Source organism: Methanosarcina horonobensis HB-1 = JCM 15518 (assembly GCF_000970285.1).
In the GTDB taxonomy this organism is placed as follows: Archaea; Halobacteriota; Methanosarcinia; order Methanosarcinales; family Methanosarcinaceae; genus Methanosarcina; species Methanosarcina horonobensis.
In genome coordinates this window covers 66,175-82,333 of record NZ_CP009516.1, presented here as the reverse complement: position 1 = coordinate 82,333, position 16,159 = coordinate 66,175, and the positions used below count along the sequence as shown (strand labels likewise).

The window sequence follows — 16,159 nt, the reverse complement described above, 5'->3', positions numbered from 1 at the left end:
AAAAAAGAAACTGCGGACAAAAAAAGTTCACTAAAAGGAAAAGAGTATATCTAACATGGTCTTCGAAAGGTCAATAAATGCCAGTAGACACAAGCCTGCTGGCAAAAGGGTTCAGAATTATTTTCTCTTCTATAGTAGAGAATAAAAAAAGATAATTTTTCTGTATTGCTTGTCCGGTATCCAAAACTTAGTATATTTGTCAGGGTTCAGGCTTTTGTTTCTTGCCCTTACCCTGAAAATGGTTTTCTATCTGTTCTAATTAGTTGATCTCTATTGGTACAGGGCTTTCTTCAGAGCAACGCCTGAAGGTGACCTCAAGCACGCCGTTTTTGTAACTTGCTTTTGCACTCTTCGGATCCACGAGAACTGGGAGTTCCACGTTTTCCGAGTATCCAGAAAGCCCGAGGACTTTAATTTCAAGGTGCTGAGCGGTAGCATGCAGAAGGAGATCTTCCTTTTCAATCTCCGGGAATTCTGCAAGTACATGCACTATATCCTCGTTTTCGAATATATCAATTAAAGGTTCTTTTGTTTCTGAGGGAAAGAAATTCTCTTCCTTTTGGGAGTATTCCGGAATGTTTCCGAATTCCCGGAGTTCTGGATCTTCCCCCGGGCGATGAATGATAGAAAATCCGTAAACAAAGGGAACGGACTCTCCCATTTCTTCCAGGAGGGCTTCAATAATCTCTTCCAGGTTGTCAAAAAGTTCAGACCCAAAATCTTCAAAGAAATCCTTTCTTTTTCTTATGCCCACCATTATTACCTCGGTTTTCCTCACGCTCCCGAAAATCACTCGATATCGATTGAGGTTCGAGAACTGGACTCCAGTCTCTTAAAGGTAACTTCCAGAATACCATTTTTATATGTAGCTTTTGCACTCTGAGGATCTACCTTTACTGGCAGTTCAACACGTTCGGAATATTTTGGATTCCCATCTAATGTTTCGATGTCAAGTATTAAATCAGTTGCGTTCAGTTGGATATTTTCTTTCTCTATGCCCGGCATCTCGGCAATCACATGGACTGCTTCCTCACTTTCCAGTACATCAATAAGAGGTTTTCTTATGTCAAGGTAACGCTTTTCTCCGGTCTCTGTCTGCTCAAACATCGGGATATTCCCGAATTCCCGGATTTCAGGCTCTTCCCCTGGACGCTGGGTCACGGAAAAACCATAAACAAATGGGTGTTGCCCGAAGTTATCCATGCTCATGCCCATAGCACTGCTAAGGCGCTCGAACATTTCTTCCATATCCTGCAGGGGATCAATTCCAAATATTTCATCGAAAAAACTTCTTTTTCTCCTGTCTTTGTCCATCTCATCACATCGTTATTAATTTATGCGTCTTGAGTTTCTTAAATGAGTGCTATTCACAAATCATTAAAGCTGTTAATTGAAGTGATTATTTTTTTTCACAAAAATAAAAAAGCCGGGATTACCGGCGTGTTAGGCAAACCTCATTCGGCCTGCAGGAAACTTGGGATTTCTCTCTCCTCACTCTTCGCTTCCTGTTCTTTTGCTTCGGAAGATTCTTCCTCAAACTCGGTTGCATACCTGGCAAAAAGTTCGGCACTCTTTTCATAGGCTCTCAGAGTTTCTCTTGACGTAGTGGGTTTCACACGGCGGATTGCTTTTTCAAAGTGACTTTTTGAGAGGCGAATATCTCCTGCCTTCTCCTGGATACTCTTTCGGTCAGTACCCGGAGTAACTATTTCCCTCAGGGCAAGCATTGCAGCTTCCCTGCAGATGCCTTCGATGTCTGCACCCACGTACCCTTCGGTCATTTCAGCAAGCTCAGAGAGGCTTACATCCTCTGCAAGGGGTTTTTCTTTTGTGTGAATCTCAAAGATCTTCTCCCTGCCTTCTTTTCCTGGAGGCTTGATGTAAATGAGCCTGTCAAAACGGCCAGGTCTGAGTAGGGCAGGATCTACCATATCCGGCCTGTTTGTAGCAGCGACTATGATCACATCTTTGAGTTCCTCTATCCCATCAAGTTCTGTCAGGATCTGGCTGACCACTCTTTCGGAGACATGGGTATCGGAAACAGAGCTTCTTTCAGGCGCAATAGAGTCGATCTCATCAAAGAAGATTACAGTCGGAGCAGCTTGCTTTGCTTTCCTGAATGTTTCTCTGATTGCACGCTCGGACTCACCCACATACTTGCTGAGCAGTTCCGGACCCTTAATGCTAATGAAGTTGGCTTCACTCTCGCTTGCGACTGCTTTTGCGAGCAGAGTCTTTCCAGTACCCGGAGGTCCGAAGAGCAGCACACCTCTAGGTGGCTTTATGCTGACAACCTTGAACATTTCGGGATATTTGAGAGGCCATTCCACAGACTCGATAAGTTCCTGTTTTGCTTTCTCAAGTCCGCCTATATCATCCCAGCCCACGTGCGGGACTTCAACGTAGACCTCCCTCATGGCCGAAGGCTCAATATTCTTCAGGGCTTCTCTGAAGTCTTCCTTGGTGACCACCAAGTTGTCAATGATTTCTTGCGGGATCTCCTCTTCGATATCGATCTCAGGGGTGATCCTTCTGAGGGCGTGCATCGCAGCTTCCTTACAGAGAGAGGACAGGTCAGCTCCCACAAAACCGTGGGTCACATCTGCGATCTCGCCAAGACTCACTTCATCTTCAAGTGGCATGCCCCTGGTGTGGATCAAGAGGATCTGTTTCCTGCCGTTCCTGTCAGGTATTCCGATCTCAATTTCTCGATCAAATCTTCCACCGCGGCGGAGAGCCTCGTCAATGGAGTTGGGACGGTTTGTAGCAGCGATTACCACCACTTCACCCCTGGATTTGAGCCCGTCCATCAGGGAAAGCAGCTGCGCAACTACCCTTCTTTCCATTTCCCCTGTGACTTCGCTACGTTTGGGAGCGATTGAATCGATTTCGTCTATGAAGATAATTGAAGGCGCATCCTTCTCAGCCTCTTCAAAGATCTCCCTGAGCTTCTGTTCACTTTCTCCGTAGTATTTTGAAACGATTTCAGGCCCACTGATAGTGATAAAATTTGCATCTGTTTCACTTGCGACTGCCTTTGCAATCATGGTCTTGCCCGTTCCGGGAGGTCCGTGAAGCAGGACCCCTTTGGGAGGCTCGATTCCCAGCTTCTGGAAGAGTTCAGGGTGCCTCATTGGCAGCTCGATCATTTCCCTGACAAGCTGGATTTCCCGCCTGAGTCCTCCGATATCTTCGTATGAGATACCCTCTGGAGCCTTGATCTCCTCAATTGATTTTTCTTTAATGACAATTTCAGTATCTTTGGTAACTACAACCGGACCTGCGGGTCTTGTAGATGCCACAACAAAAGTCAGAGGATTGTTTACTGTTTCAACCCTTATCTGCTGACCTTTGTTAAGGGGTCTGCCTTCAATTATTCTCAGTATATAATGAGCGCCGCCTACAAGCCTGACAGGCTGGGACGGAGCAAGTGTGACTCTCTGAGCGTGTTTTGCCTGGACTTTCTGGATCGTAACCCTGTCGTCAATTCCAACTTTTGCATTGCTGCGCAGGTTTCCGTCTATTCTGATCCTGTTTTCCTGCCCGCGCTCAACGTTAGGCCAGACGATTGCATAAGTTTTGGATCTACCCGAAATCTCAATTATATCTCCACTTACAAGCTCCATCTGCTGCATCAAACGAGTATCGATCCTTGCAATTCCCCTTCCCACATCCTTATGATAAGCCTCAGCTACTCTCAGACTCATTTCTTCAGTCATTTATTCTCAACTCCGGTCTCACATATTCTCCAGTATTGCTGGTTATTTTTAATCGTGTATTCAACAAAACCTCTTTCTGCAAGGTCCGTAAGGTTAGACATGATAATGCTCGGATGCAAATGCAGATTATAACAGAGGACAGCTGCTGTAGCTTCGTTTTTCAAAAGCTCGAACAGGAGCTCGCATTCTACGGGATTTCTGGCAATCTCTTCAATGGAGTCCAGGCATCTGTCCATCAGTTCCATATATTCGACCTGTAACTGCTTCTGCATTTGCGCAAGTTCTTCCTGCCTTTCTTTAAGTTCTTTGAGCCTGTCGCTTAATTTCAGGAAGAAGCAGGAAGATTCATCTCTGGCAGCAGGTTCATCCTTCTCGGCAACAGGACTTTCCCCTTTTTTCTCCCTGTCAAAACCAATGTCCTGAAGAGCCATCGTATACGCATACGGTGATACGGATACCTCAAGCCTCATATTATTTGCAATATTGAAGTATTTGCGCCTTTGCTCATCCACACTGCATTCAATCAGCCCTGCCTGTTCTAGCAGGCTCAGATGACTGATAATCGCCTTAGGTCCTACTCCCAGCCTGCCCGAGATTTCACTGACATAGCAGGGGCGGTTTGCAAGAAGTTGAATTATCTTCCTGCGGTTTTCATTCCCCAGGATGTCAAGTAGTTTTGCTGGGTCCATGTTTTTTCCCTGTGATGGTTTTGAAATGTTATAATATGTTAGTAATAAATTTAGAATTTTGTTTTTTATATATTTTTATGATAATTATTATGTATTATATGCCTTGCATGGTTTTAAAGTTCTGATCTTTCCTGCAGATCACTTGAATTGTCATCTTGTTACTGCTCAGATCTACGTAAAGAAAATTTACGAATCTGTATGACAGGATTTATAGAATATTCCCGGCCAGAATACTAACTATGGTGTGTGAGCAATAGTTAGTAACCAATAGTTATCAATAATAATATATAAGTTTTTCCATAAGATGATCCGTGTTCAGATTACCTGGAGATTTGGCTGAAGTTATCCAGAAATGAAAGATCTTTCATTATACAGAATCAATATCACCGAGTCCGGGTAAGAGAAAAAGCATTTAGTGAATCACCCCTCCCTGCTTTCTGATGAAAGCGAGGAAGGGGACTTCTCGCCTTAGAGTTAAACCGCTTTAACCATCAAAACTTCGTTTCCGTAATTTGAGGTTTCAGCCGTAATTTTCCATGCAGGATAATATGTGGTTTGACCTTTATATCTATAGGAATAAGTGTCAAAACTATTGAAATAAACAAACTCGACCTCAGTAATTCTGATCCTTCCCAGTGAAAACATAGGTATATTACCTTTCTGAGTGACGAAATTTCGAATTCTTATTTGCTGGATTATGTATTTTCCTGAGTCGTTAAGACCCGTTGTTTGGAAACTTGCCATTTCCATAGGTTTCAGTTCTGTAGCATTATCAGCTAAATTAAACTTGCTTTCTGCAATCTTGTTGTTCACGACAAGAAAACAGATTTCCCCTGTATAGTTGCTGTTATGAGACTCATTGGAATCAGTAAAACTGACATTAAGGGTGCTTGAGGGAGATTTCCCCTGATACACCGGCAATTGATTTACAGGTATTGAAGGGATCTCAGCATCAAGAGTTACCCTTTGATTTGTAAAAGTATTCCAAATCTGAACAGTCCTTCTGTGAGGCATATCCTCTACCACTGGAGGATAATAGTTAAAAGTCTCATAGAATAGAGGAAGAATATAGAATAATACTGCTATGCCAATGATGACTGCACTTAAACTTTTTACTTTTTTCTGCGTATCCTAACCCCCCAACAGATTCAATCTAGACTGATATAGGACATTCCGGACGGATTATAGATCGGTGTACAGCATCTCAGAGGAGCCAGGATCAATAACATATCATCCTTTTTTTCCTTCCCGAAGGTAAGATATGTCAGAGGATTCATCAAGTGTTTCAGTCTCTCTCTGTCTTTTTTCCAGTCCATTATAAACACGATATGAACAGTTTTTCCATCGTTTACTTCAGAAGTGACTGCAATATTGTACATCAGATCTTCTAGCTCTATAGAACCACTAAATAATTCACCACAAACATAGAAGGTTGCCTTACTTTGAGGATCTCCTTTAACATACCCTGAGTAGCAATATGATTTCCCTCCGCTAAGTCTGGAAATTTCCTTGATTTGTACTTCAAAATCTCTCTCTAATAGCCTGAGACTTACGTTTCCGTTTACAGCAGTATTCTCAAATTCTTCAATATTTATTGTGACTGTTTCGAATCCTTCCCAGTGTTTCTGAGGCTTAAATGAAGCACCCTGAATCTCGACTTTCTTAACAATATCTTTTCCCGAAGTTTCTGGAAGTTTCTTGAGCAACTTTTCATCGGAAGTAATATTATCAAATCGCCTTCCAGTATCTTCAGAAGTTTTAACTTTATTACTACCATCGGTTAAAACCATAAATCCTGAAAGAGTAGCCAGACCCAGGAAGAGGGCAAATAGTTTCATGGTACTATCTATTTTCATTCAAATTCCTCAACGTCGAGAGAATAAGTGACAACCTCCCAAACTAAGAATTAATCTGCACTTATCCTAGAAGAACTTTGTTCTTTTATTTCATGTCTTAATATGTCAAAACTATTAAGTCAATAAAAAAAATAAGAGAACTACATGAAAATATAAATAGTTATAATAAGTAAAGCTAAAAAAGTATATGGTGAAGAAAAGCTTAAAAAATCAAAAAATAGATATAAAATGGGAAAGCCGACAAAAAATAAAAAATTAGAGATTATCTTTGCTTCTTTGCTCTTGATTTATCTTTTTGTTTTTCCTTCTGCTGGTTAAAGACAGAGGGCAAATGGAGAGCATATGAACCTTCCTCCCTGATTGCCATAACAAGTTCTTTTCGCTCCAAAAGAGAATCCAGATTAAGTTCATAAGAACCGGGACCAAGAATCCTTACAGATTCCACCCTTTCCTCGTCAGTTTTATTTTCGTTTTCTGACTGCTGCTCCCTGTCTTTTTCTCCGGATGCAAGGGCTTCGTCAATATTCCTAACAACCTCATCCAGAGAAGCTTCAAGGTCCAGCTTTTGTTCTTCCAGAGCGACTCTTCCCTGATTCTCCAAACCTTCTGGCTCTTTTTTCACATAGAGGAACTTATTCCAGCCGCAGCTCGGGCAGCCGCTGAGAATTACAGAATCCCCGTCTTCAAAAATTGTTCCGCATCTGGTACATCTATGGGGCATGAGTTCACCGGTAATCAATAATATGAACATAATTGATGCAGTTTATACCCGTCTATCTGTATCTTAACTGGATACATACATTGGTTGATTGTTAAACTGAGAACTTAACGGGTACCTGAATTGAGTATGGAATTGATTCTTATGTGTAATGGATACCTATTATCAGTATACCTTAAACAATATCTTAAATAAATACCTTTAATAAATATGTATATTTGTATTTACAGTTTTTTTATTTAGTAATTTTAACGAAATACTTCCTTTCACCGGAGGGCTTTTTGCCCTTACCGACTACAAACTTCCTCGTTCGATATAGAATAGTTATCGATAGACACACAGATAATACAACTTTTTTATAAAAGTTTCCAGTACTTATTCCCATCAATAATATCAGAAGCAGTTCTATGGATTCTATCCATTTCTTCCAGAACTTCCGGAAGCCTGCCAGGTTGGGTAATTTCAAAAACTACCGGATCAAGAGCATGGTTTGTGTAAAGGCTATGTTTAAGATCTTCAAGACTCCAGAGTTTTTCAGGGTCTTTTCTCATACCTTTTGTTAGAATACTTATCATATCTTCCATAAAGTTCCATGGATAGACAATCCATGCCCAATCTTCAAGCTTCTCTCCCACATAATCAGGATCGATCTTCGAGCTCCCCAGGTATTGTAAAGAAGCGGTTCGAACCTCTCTGGGGTTCCGGCTTTCAATGTAATCCTTAGCACTGATCATGCTTTCTCCTGTATCCACTATGTCGTCCACAATCAGCACTTTTTTCCCTTTAATTACACTGTCTGAGAGAGGATATCGTATATAGGGTTCACCGGTGTCGATAGCTGCAGCCCCTATGTAATGCTCGATTTTAAGGCTGGAAAGATCATCAAGACCGAGGAAATCGCACAGCACACGTCCTGCAAACCAGCCTCCTCTGGCAAGGGCGATAATAACGTCAGGCTCATACCCGGAGCTTTTGACTTCTTTTGAAATATTTCTGCACAGGTTATAAATATAATCCCAGTTCGTAAGCACACATCTAAACGATTCTATGTAAAACCCTCCCGGATCCGAAACCCGGTGTGTTGGTCAGGAAATTATACTGTTTCAGGAGCACTTATGTCCTAACTCCACCTTCGAGATTATATAATTCAACCCATAGACTTTAAGTTTTCTTATCTTGTTAAAAAAATAGTTCAGAAAAAAGGTAAAAAAGAAACACTTTAAAGCAAATTAAAAACTTACTGGTATATCTGGTGCGGTTAAAACATTATTTCAAAAAATATTTAAATCAAAGATATTTATATACTGTCTCCATAAACAATAGGCTCAAGGGAGTTTCCAGAAAAAAGAAGAGTAAAAATAGCATCCCCGCAAAGGCGCGAGTCTGGAAAATGAAAAAGAAAGTGAAAACAATGAATAGAATGTTGATAGACCTGCTCTTTATGTCCCAGAAAAGAAGGGATCTTTTGCTCCTTCTCAAAGACGGAGGAAGGACAATGGAAGAAATCGTAAACCTTCTTAATGTCACCCCGACAGGAATGCTTCCACAGATTAAAAAATTAAAGGAGGAATTTCTGGTTCATCAGGATGACAAAGAGTACAGTCTTACCCCTCTGGCAGAAATCCTGGTCGAAAAAATGCAACCTCTGCTTGACACTCTTGAGGTCATTGAAGGACATAAAAACTTCTGGCAGGAACGCGATCTGAGTGATTTGTCTCCAGCCTTCCTCAGGAGACTTAACGAACTAAAACCATATTCTCTTGTAAAACCCGATCCCGATAAAATTTTCGAGACTTCTGCCATATTCCTAAAAAACATAGAGAAATCAAAAAACATATTATCTCTATCTTCAATATTCCATCCGGCATTCCCGGAATATTTTCTAAGAATTGAAGATGATAATGTTGGAATTACCCTTATAGTGACAAAGAGAATTTACAAAAGGTTAGAAAACGATTTTGAGGAAGAACTGAAACTTTATCTAACCAGAAAAAACAGACAACTTTTTGTTTATGCCGAAGAAATGAAAATAGCTATGCTGACAAAAACTGAATGTTTCATGATGGCTGATTTCCTTACATGGAAAGGAACCTACGACCAGGAGAGTATTATAGCTTCTGAACCCGCTTCTTTGAAATGGGCTGAAGAGCTTATTCTCCATTACAAAGGCCAGGCTCAGGAGATAAAAGAATAAATTCTGACAAAAAACTTGTCGAAAGAAATTTGATCTCAAAATATATTTTTCTAATTTCTACAGGTGAAAAAATACCCTGATTTCTATTTATAAGGACTACCGGGCTTATTTCCTGAAGTACTGTATTTTTGTGGATAGAGTACTGATGCTGAATCCCAGCCTGTAAAGGCTGTTTTTTCTGTCGGCAAATTTCATTATTGCAAGTTGTTCTCTACCTTGTCGCAGCCTGTAAAAGCTGTTCTTTTCTACTTATCTTTCAACCCGCAATTTACTTCAATTTTAGAATTAAAGCTGCGAACAGAACCGAAGCTTAAGCAAAGAATAAATTCAAACAGGATTATTTTTTCCTCTGTAAAGAGGAATAAGAGGGAGACAATGAAAGGAAAAATAAATGAAAATCATGTAATAAATATCAGATCTGCAAAAACTGTGAAATTAATGGCAGTCCTGTTCTTAATCTTCACAATTGCTCTTTCCGGCTGCGTTGACAACGGGCAAAACAATACGGATAACGAAACCGAAGGTCCAGGCAGTCAGAACACCAGCGGACAGGAGTACATATATGGTATGGCAAACGTGGAAAGTATCGATGTTCTGATTCTTGAGTCTTTTCCTGTGCAGATATACGTGATAGCAGAAGGTTACCTGCCTGACGGATGTACCGAGATTAACGAAATAAAGACTGAAAGAGAAGGAAATCAGTTCAATATCAATATCACGACAAAGCGCCCAAAAGATGCGATATGCACTCAGGCTATAGAGAATTTTAGAGAAACGATTCCTCTTGAAGTGCAGGGTCTCAGTGCCGGAAACTATACTGTAAATGTAAACGGAGTAAACGGATCTTTTGAGCTTGCTGTTGATAACACCTTAGAGGAAACGCCGAACTCTATGCCTACAGAGCAGGTAATAACCGAAGCTGCGAATGGAACAAATATAACTCTCGAAAAAGGAGAGACCTTTTACCTGAGACTTGAGGAAAACCCGACTACAGGCTATTCCTGGGAGCTCAACCTGAGCCAGGGACTCGATAATGTCTCAGGAACATATTATCCTCCTGAATCTAAAGAAGGTGAACAGCCTCTTGTTGGTGCAGGAGGAGTTCACTTATGGGAAATTAAAGCCATGGCTGAAGGCACTCAGCAGGTAACAGCAGTATATAGAAGATCCTGGGAAAATGAAACCGGTACGGAAGATAGATTTACACTTAATGTTGAAGTGGTCTGAGCTGCAGATTCGTTTTTCAGACCCCTACTTCCTTTTTATTTTCTCTCAAAAATGAAAGTGAGGATGAAAACGTATTTCATGCAGGTCACAATCTTGTCCTCCGGAGCTTTCACAGGAGTCCAAGAGCTTCTTTTAAATCTTTGAGACAGCTGTCGCAGATATACGACGTGCCTATCCGGGTACACCCGAGTATATTTGCATCTTCCCTGTGTTCTTTTTCTTCCGGGCTTCCGGGATAGGTTTCACAGTAGACTCCGCATTTTACTTCGCAATAGGCCCCGCAAAACAAACATCTGGTCATAGTATAATGTGGGGTTCCGGCTTTCAAATATTTTTCCCGAAAAATTCTGAAGAGCCGGTAGAAAGAAATAAGAAATCGATAGAAATTTAATCTGGTAAAGTCAGGTTGAAACTGCAAAGTTCCTGAATAGCTACATAGATCAGCCCCACAAGTTCTCCAAAATTTACGGAAAGATTGAGGGGCCAAGCGAAAAGTATATAAGTAATCGTTAGTATGTTCTGATAGCTGTCTCAGGCAAAGTGCCTGATGTGTAAAACCCTGTAGCGGGGTGGGGTAGCCAGGAGATCCCGACGGGCTCATAACCCGTAGACCGATGGTTCGAATCCATCCCCCGCTATCAGAGAAACTTCAGATAACTCTTTTCCTGATGATTATTCTTTTAGTCAAAATAATCAGCAAGCCCTGTAGCGGGGTGGGGTAGCCAGGAGATCCCGACGGGCTCATAACCCGTAGACCGATGGTTCGAATCCATCCCCCGCTATTAAAAACAATATTCAGGAATTATTTTTTTTCCGTTTTTATATTCAGGACTTTAAATAACCGGTCTTTGCACCATATTTCGATTTTTTTATACATTCTATCATACCTTTTTCAAAAATCTGAAACTAAAAGGCTTATTAAATAAAGATTACTTCTTATACAGGGCTAAGATAAATTCCAAAAAATCACTTTCTTATAAAGGAAAGAAATAGTAGCAGCAAAAAATAGTAACAAAAACAACTTCGTATACAGACTATTAAATTAAACTCAAGTAAACTAGATTAAGTTTAAACAAACTAAATTCAAACTATCTTTTTATCCATCCTCAAAATTAAGCAGGACGATTCTCATATGGTAATGGAAAAACTGGGAGACTCCTTACAGGGAGCACTCAAGAAGCTGATCGGCGCAGGGAGAATTGATGAGCGCACGGTCAATGAAGTAGTAAAGGATATTCAGCGCGCTCTGCTCCAGGCTGACGTTAACGTAAAACTTGTAATGGGGATGTCGCAGAGAATCAAAGAGCGTGCTCTGAAAGAAGATCCTCCTGCGGGCATGAATCCGAGGGAGCATGTAATCCGCATTGTATATCAGGAATTAATGGACATCATCGGGAAAGGAGCCGAGATCCAGCTCAAGCCCCAGACAATCATGATGGTTGGGCTGCAGGGAAGCGGAAAAACCACAAGTGCTGCAAAACTTGCCCGCTATTTCCAGAGAAAAGGGCTCAAAGCAGGTGTTGTTGCCGCAGATACCTTCAGGCCGGGGGCTTACCACCAGCTCAAGACTCTCTCTGAAAAGCTCAATGTAGGATTTTATGGAGAAGAAGGAAATCCCGATGCCGTCGAGATTACCAGACACGGGCTTAAAGCGCTTGATAAATACGATATAAAAATAGTGGACACTGCAGGCAGGCACGCCCTTGAAGCCGACCTTATAGACGAAATGGAGAGGATCCATGCTGTTGCAAAGCCTGACCACAAGTTCATGGTTCTGGACGCAGGTATAGGGCAGCAGGCAAGCCAGCAGGCTCACGCTTTCAACGATTCCGTAGGGATTACTGGTGTTATTATTACAAAACTGGACGGAACAGCAAAAGGTGGTGGAGCACTTTCAGCCGTTTCCGAAACAAAGGCTCCGATTGCTTTTATCGGAGTAGGGGAAACCCCGGAGGACTTTGAAAAGTTCGAAGCTGACAGGTTCATTTCAAGACTGCTCGGAATGGGAGACCTCAAAAGCCTGATGGAAAAGGCAGAGGAGAGCCTGAGCGAAGAAGACGTCAATGTCGAAGCCCTTATGCAGGGACGTTTCACCCTGAAAGATATGTACAAGCAGCTTGAAGCGATGAATAAAATGGGTCCCCTCAAGCAGATCATGTCAATGCTCCCTATGGGCATGGGCGGAATGGGAGGCATGAAGTTTTCAGATGAGATGTTCCAGGCCACAAGTGACAAAATGAAAAACTACAAGGTCATCATGGACTCAATGACAGAAGAGGAAATGACAGACCCAAGGCTCATAGGCGGCTCACGCATCAAAAGGATCTCAAGAGGCTCTGGCTGCAGTCCCGAAGAGGTCAGGGAGCTTCTGAAGTACCATAAAACCATGCAGACAGCTCTGAAAGGCTTTAGAGGCGGAAAATTCAATATTCAGAAAATGATGAAAAAGAAAATGGGGATGTAATAGTCCCCGACTTCTCTTTTAGTTTTGTAACTTTTTAATTTTGTTAATAGCTTACATTTGAAGGGTCAGTACTTCTTGAAGAATCAGTACCGATCACAGACTTCAAAGAAATTCATCAGTAACTCTTCTCCCTGCTCAGTGTGGGAAACCTCAGGATGCCATTGGACACCATAAATCGGTTTTGTGGGGTGGCGCATGGCTTCAATTTCACAAATATCCGAGCGGGCAAGATGGATGAACCCTTCAGGGAGAATAGCGACCTCATCAGCATGGGAAGCCCAGACCGTTGTTTTTGGGCCGAGCCCTCTGAGTATATCGTCTTCTTCTATGACTTCAATTTCAACCTCGGCATAGCCGCCTTTTTTCCCTGCATGGACATGGCCCCCGTAAGCCAGGGCAATTGCCTGGTGCCCGAGGCAGATTCCAAGGATAGGGATATCGATTTCCCGCACATAGTCAAAACAAAGGCCTGCTCTTTCCATTTCCGGCCCTCCGCTCAGGATCAACCCGTCAGGCTCTTCTGCCAGAATATCTTCTATAGGGGTTATATTGGGAATAATTTTTGTATCCATGTCAAGATCCCGGACAGCCCTGTGAATAAGGTGACAAAATTGTCCGTAGTTATTTACAACAAGGATTTTTAATTCTCTCATAATTTCTTCCGTTCCTGTTTACAAATATAAAATGTTCTCATGCTCTGAGCTTATTCTATTAGCCCATCTTATCCTATTTTAATTCTTGTATCTTCCGGACTTTGCTTCAGCGCTTTCTTACTTTTTAAGTTCGTCACTTCCAGATAATAGAGCTACTCAAAAAAGCTCATGGCACCTATTGCAGAAGCTGAGATAGAACAATCACCGACCATAGTAAGCTATAAGGAGAGAAAAAAGAAGAGAAAGCTTTAAGAACTGAACATAGTAGTACATAGATGTACAAATTAGATCAATGGCTCGTTCAGTGCCAGAACAGCTAAAAAACTGAATAAAAATCGGGGTTTGAATAAGTTTAAATAGGAGATACGTGTTAGTATGTCACACACTAGCACGCCAGAAAGAGTTAACCGATAAAACTAACAAAATTTACAAATAAAGTAGATTAATTCAAAACTTAGGGGAATCACAATGTCAGAAATCGGCAAAAAAATTCGCATAGAAAGGCTGATGAATCGGGAGAGCAGAAACATGGTCATTATTCCGATGGACCACGGAATCTCTGACGGACCTATTGAAGGGCTTATTAATATTACCGACACAGTTAATAGGGTTGCCGAAGGAGGAGCAAATGCAGTTCTCATGCAAAAAGGTATGGTCAGGTACGGGCATAGAGGCTACGGCCACGATATCGGGCTTGTTGTGCATATCAGTGCCTCTTCTGTTCTGAGTCCCGATCCCAATGCCAAAGTGCAGGTCTGCACTGTTGAAGAAGTAATAAAGATGGGAGCTGATGCAGTTTCCATGCACATCAACGTGGGGTCCAATACAGAAGCTGACCAGCTCGAAATGCTCGGAACAATTTCAAGGGACTGTACGGAATGGGGCATGCCTCTTCTTGCTATGATGTACCCGAGAGGCAAAAAGATCACAAATCCCCACGATCCTGTAAATGTGGCACATGCAGCAAGGATTGGAGCCGAACTCGGGGCTGACGTTGTAAAAACGGTATACACAGGAGACCCTGACAGTTTCAGAGATGTTGTGAGGGGCTGCCCTGTACCTGTAGTAATTGCAGGCGGACCAAAAACCTCAACTGACAGGGACCTTCTTGAAATGATTGACGGGGCAATGGAAGCAGGAGCAAGAGGAGCTGCAATAGGAAGAAATGTCTTCCAGCACAGGGACCCTGTGAGGTTGACCAGGGCTATCTGCGAAATCGTGCATCACAGAAGACCGGTAGAAGAAGCTCTGGAACAGCTAAAGTAAAAGAATCTTGAGAAAAGATTAAGAAGTAAAAATCAAGCCCGAAACGAACAAAATCACAAAACGAAGGATACCGGAAATTGCCGGGGATAACATACCGAATAAAGCCGGAGTAAAAAAACAGAATTATGAACGGGGTTGAAAGCCTTTGAAAAAGAAAAGCGTCTGGATAAAAGCCGATGAAGGCGGATGGGAAGAACAGAAAGAAAGGATCACGACAGGCCTGGAGTCCGGAGCCGACTGTGTACTTGTAAACCCAGGAGACGTACAGAAAGTCAGGGAACTCGGAAACATCACAGTTGCAGCCTTTGCCCGCGATAACAAGTCCGGAGCTGACATCGTGGTCGTAGGGAAAAGAGGAGAAGGTGACGGGACAAAACCCCTGCCAAAGGAGATTCCGGGTTCTTTTGACGTAAATGCGGCAACCCTGTTAACCGACAAAGGCGTAACCGTAGGCGGATATGTGGTCATAAAGGATAAACATTATGAACGCTTCGCAGCCGAAATGGGAAAAATCTGCGATTATCTGCTCGTTACCGGCACGGATTGGAAAGTTATCCCTCTCGAAAACCTGATAGCTGACCTCCAGCGTGAGAAAGTAAAGATCATCTTTGGAGTAAAAAGTGCTGAGGAAGCAAGACTTGCATTCCAGACCCTTGAAACAGGGGCTGACGGGGTCCTTCTTGACAGCGGAAACCCCCAGGAAATAAAAGACACGATAAAAGCTGCAAGAGAACTTGAAAGCGAAAGTGCCGAACTCGAGTCTGCAGTTGTGACCAGAGTAGAGCCCCTTGGAATGGGAGACCGGGTCTGTGTCGATACGTGCAACCTCATGCAGCGCGGAGAAGGCATGCTCATAGGTTCGCAGGCAAGCGGAATGTTCCTGGTAAATTCCGAATCAGATGACAGCCCTTACGTGGCAGCTCGCCCGTTCAGGGTAAATGCAGGTGCGGTTCATTCTTACATCAAAATTGGAGATAAAACCCGCTATCTCTCAGAACTCCAAACAGGAGATGCCGTAACTATCGTGGATTCAAAAGGAAAACAGCGGGAAGGTATAGTCGGCAGGGTCAAGATCGAAAGCCGCCCACTCATGTTAATTGAAGCAAAAGCCAGAGACAGGACTTTAACTGCAATCCTGCAAAACGCCGAGACCATCAAGCTCGTAGGAAAGGATGGAAACCCCATCTCGGTTGCAAAACTAAAGAAGGGAGATGAGGTTCTGGTACGTCTCGAAGAAGGAGCCAGGCATTTCGGCAAAAAAATCGAAGAGACAATCATAGAGAAATAAACCAGAAGTAAACCAGAAGTAAACCAGAAACAAACCAGAAATAAACCAGGAAAAGCTGAGTGACAACTAGATTCATTAACTGCCA

At 42.3% G+C, this 16,159-nt stretch carries 15 protein-coding genes and 2 tRNA genes; 7 read left to right on the top strand and 10 right to left on the bottom strand.

Features of this window, described 5'->3' with window-relative positions; translation table 11 throughout:
• Positions 1–259: 259 nt before the first annotated feature.
• The 8 genes from MSHOH_RS00360 to MSHOH_RS00325 all read right to left on the bottom strand — a co-directional run bounded on the left by MSHOH_RS00360 (position 260) and on the right by MSHOH_RS00325 (position 8,013).
• Positions 260–757: an Hsp20/alpha crystallin family protein gene (locus MSHOH_RS00360; RefSeq protein ID WP_048142935.1), complete on the bottom strand. Its 498-nt coding sequence runs from the start codon at positions 755–757 to the stop codon at positions 260–262.
• 32 nt (positions 758–789) lie between these two features.
• On the bottom strand, positions 790–1,314 hold the full coding sequence (gene hsp20, locus MSHOH_RS00355; RefSeq protein ID WP_048136645.1) for an archaeal heat shock protein Hsp20: 525 nt from the start codon (positions 1,312–1,314) through the stop codon (positions 790–792).
• A 140-nt stretch (positions 1,315–1,454) separates the two neighbouring features.
• Entirely contained in the window at positions 1,455–3,719 is a 2,265-nt protein-coding gene (locus MSHOH_RS00350; protein ID WP_048136644.1) for a CDC48 family AAA ATPase, read from the bottom strand.
• Positions 3,716–4,408 (bottom strand): ArsR/SmtB family transcription factor, encoded by a 693-nt coding sequence (locus tag MSHOH_RS00345; RefSeq protein ID WP_048136643.1) that lies wholly within the window; start codon positions 4,406–4,408, stop codon positions 3,716–3,718. The genes MSHOH_RS00350 and MSHOH_RS00345 overlap by 4 nt, the downstream gene beginning before the upstream one ends.
• A 474-nt stretch (positions 4,409–4,882) precedes the next feature.
• Positions 4,883–5,422, bottom strand: coding sequence for a hypothetical protein (locus MSHOH_RS00340; protein WP_048136642.1), 540 nt, complete (start codon positions 5,420–5,422; stop codon positions 4,883–4,885).
• A 134-nt stretch (positions 5,423–5,556) separates the two neighbouring features.
• The gene (locus MSHOH_RS00335; RefSeq protein WP_048136641.1) at positions 5,557–6,264 is read right to left on the bottom strand and encodes a hypothetical protein; all 708 of its coding nucleotides are present in this window, start codon (positions 6,262–6,264) and stop codon (positions 5,557–5,559) included.
• Positions 6,265–6,526: 262 nt separating this feature from the next.
• On the bottom strand, positions 6,527–6,985 hold the full coding sequence (locus MSHOH_RS00330) for a Zn-ribbon domain-containing protein (protein ID WP_048142933.1): 459 nt from the start codon (positions 6,983–6,985) through the stop codon (positions 6,527–6,529).
• Between the two features lie 353 nt (positions 6,986–7,338).
• Complete coding sequence (locus MSHOH_RS00325) at positions 7,339–8,013, bottom strand: phosphoribosyltransferase (protein ID WP_082089180.1); 675 nt, start codon at positions 8,011–8,013, stop codon at positions 7,339–7,341.
• Positions 8,014–8,423: 410 nt separating this feature from the next.
• On the opposite strand from MSHOH_RS00325, the gene MSHOH_RS00320 reads away from it, so the two are divergent.
• Entirely contained in the window at positions 8,424–9,176 is a 753-nt protein-coding gene (locus MSHOH_RS00320; protein ID WP_239451118.1) for a helix-turn-helix transcriptional regulator, read from the top strand.
• 375 nt (positions 9,177–9,551) lie between these two features.
• Positions 9,552–10,403 (top strand): protease inhibitor I42 family protein, encoded by an 852-nt coding sequence (locus MSHOH_RS00315; RefSeq protein ID WP_048136639.1) that lies wholly within the window; start codon positions 9,552–9,554, stop codon positions 10,401–10,403.
• Between the two features lie 109 nt (positions 10,404–10,512).
• Here MSHOH_RS00315 and MSHOH_RS00310 read toward each other — a convergent pair whose 3' ends face one another.
• The gene (locus MSHOH_RS00310) at positions 10,513–10,704 is read right to left on the bottom strand and encodes a hypothetical protein (protein WP_048142930.1); all 192 of its coding nucleotides are present in this window, start codon (positions 10,702–10,704) and stop codon (positions 10,513–10,515) included.
• Positions 10,705–10,966: 262 nt separating this feature from the next.
• Here MSHOH_RS00310 and MSHOH_RS00305 point away from each other — a divergent pair.
• From MSHOH_RS00305 to MSHOH_RS00295, 3 genes are all read left to right on the top strand, one after another.
• Positions 10,967–11,041: transfer RNA gene (locus MSHOH_RS00305), tRNA-Met, on the top strand.
• A gap of 69 nt (positions 11,042–11,110) precedes the next feature.
• Positions 11,111–11,185, top strand: a tRNA-Met gene (locus MSHOH_RS00300).
• Between the two features lie 350 nt (positions 11,186–11,535).
• Positions 11,536–12,867 carry a signal recognition particle protein Srp54 gene (locus tag MSHOH_RS00295; protein ID WP_048136638.1) on the top strand — a complete coding sequence of 444 codons (1,332 nt, stop codon included), beginning with the start codon at positions 11,536–11,538 and terminating at the stop codon, positions 12,865–12,867.
• An 83-nt stretch (positions 12,868–12,950) separates the two neighbouring features.
• On the opposite strand, the gene MSHOH_RS00290 is transcribed toward MSHOH_RS00295, so the two are convergent.
• Positions 12,951–13,520 carry a GMP synthase subunit A gene (locus tag MSHOH_RS00290; RefSeq protein WP_048136637.1) on the bottom strand — a complete coding sequence of 190 codons (570 nt, stop codon included), beginning with the start codon at positions 13,518–13,520 and terminating at the stop codon, positions 12,951–12,953.
• 468 nt (positions 13,521–13,988) lie between these two features.
• Here MSHOH_RS00290 and MSHOH_RS00285 point away from each other — a divergent pair, with 468 nt between their 5' ends.
• A complete protein-coding gene (locus MSHOH_RS00285) occupies positions 13,989–14,786 on the top strand; it encodes a 2-amino-3,7-dideoxy-D-threo-hept-6-ulosonate synthase (protein WP_048136636.1) in 798 nt (265 codons plus the stop codon).
• 145 nt (positions 14,787–14,931) lie between these two features.
• Positions 14,932–16,074, top strand: coding sequence for a 3-dehydroquinate synthase II (locus tag MSHOH_RS00280; RefSeq protein WP_048136635.1), 1,143 nt, complete (start codon positions 14,932–14,934; stop codon positions 16,072–16,074).
• Positions 16,075–16,159: the final 85 nt, after the last annotated feature.